At 73.7% G+C, this 2,238-nt stretch carries 3 protein-coding genes; 1 reads left to right on the top strand and 2 read right to left on the bottom strand.

Annotated features, from left to right (window positions below):
* The coding region (locus AE652_RS39920) for an alpha/beta hydrolase (RefSeq protein ID WP_049660582.1) at positions 1-1,131 on the top strand (1,131 nt) is incomplete at its 5' end.
* 13 nt (positions 1,132-1,144) lie between these two features.
* Here the strand turns inward: AE652_RS39920 and AE652_RS39915 are convergent.
* Both AE652_RS39915 and AE652_RS39910 read right to left on the bottom strand, forming a co-directional pair.
* Positions 1,145-1,453 carry a hypothetical protein gene (locus AE652_RS39915; RefSeq protein ID WP_159028707.1) on the bottom strand — a complete coding sequence of 103 codons (309 nt, stop codon included), beginning with the start codon at positions 1,451-1,453 and terminating at the stop codon, positions 1,145-1,147.
* Between the two features lie 18 nt (positions 1,454-1,471).
* The gene (locus AE652_RS39910; protein ID WP_143204668.1) at positions 1,472-1,882 is read right to left on the bottom strand and encodes a hypothetical protein; all 411 of its coding nucleotides are present in this window, start codon (positions 1,880-1,882) and stop codon (positions 1,472-1,474) included.
* Positions 1,883-2,238 lie beyond the last annotated feature (356 nt).

The raw sequence follows: 2,238 nt of genomic DNA, 5'->3' as shown, positions 1-2,238 counted from the left end.
GACCAGCGCGGGGTCGGCGAGAGCACCAAGGCGGTCTGCCAGACCCCGGAGGAGTTCCAGGAGTTCCTGGCCGGCGACTACCGCGACCAGTCCCCCGCCGCGATCGACCGGGTCATCGCCAACTCGAAGAAGCTGGTCGCCGGTTGCCAGGAGCGCAGCGGGGACCTCCTCCCCTACCTGACCACCGAGCAGACGGCCCACGACATCGACCTGTTCCGCGGCCTGCTCGGCGAGCGCAGGCTCAGCTACTACGGCCCGTCCTACGCCTCCATGATCGGCGCCTACTACGGGACGCTCTTCCCGCACCGGGTCGAACGGATGGTGCTGGACAGCAACATCGGCTTCGACGGCACCTGGGAGGCCTTCGAGCTGGGCCAGCCGATGAGCTTCCAGCGCCGCTTCGACGAGGACTTCGTGCCCTGGCTCGCGGCCCGGGACGCCACGTACCACTGGGGCGCCACGCCGGAGCAGGTGCGGGCGCACTGGGAGCAGCGGCGGGCCGCGCTGCACGACTCCCCCATCGTCGAGGGCCCGGTGACGATCGGCCCGAACCAGCTGGACAGCCTCACCATGTCGGCGATCTACCGGGCGGCCAACTTCCCCGACCTGGCCGGGATCCTGGCCACCGTCGACGACTGGCAGGGTGCCGCTCCGGCGACCAGGGCGGCGGCCGCGAAGGCCTTCAACAGCTACCTCAGCCCGGAGTTCCTCGCCGAGTACTTCGCGGTGACCTGCAACGACACCCCGTGGACCAGGGACCTGGGCAGCTGGATCGAGCGCGGCGCCGAGAACACCGCCCGCTGGCCGCTGGCCGGGGCCCGGACGCTCGCCTTCAGTGCGGTCTGCGCCGCCTGGCCGGTCGCCCCGGCGCCCAAGGTCACGGTGACCGGCGCCCACCTGCCGACCACGCTGATGCTCAACTCGGTGCACGATCCGGCGACCTACTACGAGGCCGCGCTCGGCGCCCACCGCGCGCTGCGCGGCTCCAGGCTGGTCACCGTCACCGGGAGCGGCGACCACGGCCAGTACCCCACGTCCAACACCTGCGTCAGCGCGGTGGTCGAGCGCTACCTGCTGGACGGCACCGCACCGGGGCGCGACCTCACCTGCCCCTCCCCGCAGGCCGGTTGAGACCGGCCGCCGGTCAGTTCCGGGGCCGCGCCCGCAGTCTGCCCCGGAGCCAGGCGAAGCCGACGGCCAGCCCGGCGAACCCTCCGACGGCGAGCTTGATCCCGGCCTTGGCGACGATCCAGCCGACCCACGGGACGCCCCACCCCAGCCAGTGGAACACGGCCAGCAGGACCGCGGCGCCGGACAGCGCCGCGAGCAGGGTGACCACGACGGCGGCGGCCCGTGAGAGCTCCCGCGCGCCGTCGGCGTGCTCCCCCGCGGCCGTGCCGTCCGGGTCGGCGGTCGGGTCCTTCGTCATCTCGTTCGTACCCCCCTCGGTCATGAGGGCGATGATACGGCGTCAGCGGTAGGCGTGGTGGGTGTCCCCGACGTGCTCGCCGGTCTCGTCGTCGGGGAAGCTGACGGCCATGGTGACGCGGTACTCGTGGACGTCCTCGCGGTGTCCCGGCACCCGCGCCCAGGCCAGCGAGTGCACCTCGGCCTCGGGAGCCTGCCGGCACCAGGCGGCGGCCTCCTCCAGGACGCCGGCGGGGGACCGCCCGGTGCACACCACGGCGGTGTACGCGGCGACCGCGACGTCCCCACCGGAGCGGCGGGTGCGCGACACCGCCCGGACGGCCGCGGCGGCCTGGGTCAGGTCACGGGCCAGGTCGTCCACCACCCGAGGGGGAGCCGGCAGGACGACCGTCCCCTCGGCGAGGGTCTCCGGCAGGTTCGGGCTCACGGTCTGGACCTCCATCCGCATCATCACGCGGCACAGCATGCCGGGCAGTCATTCCTGGCATGCCCATTTTCACCAGAACGTCACCCGTCCAGGGCCGAGTCGGGGTCGCGCCCTGGCGTCCCGACGTCCTTCCTGGTAGTGGCGCCACCGACGCCCTCCGACGTTCCAGCAGGTCAGCAGGGGCGGCAGCGGGCGGCGCCGGGGGGCCCGAAACGCCGCGGACGCACCACCCCCGTGCCCCGAACCGCCGGTCCGGCGCCCGGGAGCGCCCGTCCCACCGGTGTTGGCCTCACAGTCAACTCTCCGTACCGGAACGGGAGTTGCCGCCGGGTCGCGGTCGGGAGGCGGTAGGCGGCACAGGCGGCCGGACGGCACGGCGCCCG

Origin of the sequence: Kitasatospora sp. MY 5-36 (genome assembly GCF_001182915.1) — a bacterium.
GTDB lineage: Bacteria > Actinomycetota > Actinomycetes > Streptomycetales > Streptomycetaceae > Kitasatospora.
The sequence above is the reverse complement of the archived record's forward strand: the minus strand, read 5'-3'. Positions and strand labels throughout refer to the sequence as shown.

Excerpts from the sequence above, each read along its gene's own strand:
- AE652_RS39915 (WP_159028707.1), bottom strand. The coding sequence starts at position 1,453 with ATGACCGAGGGGGGTACGAACGAGATGACGAAGGACCCGACCGCCGAC.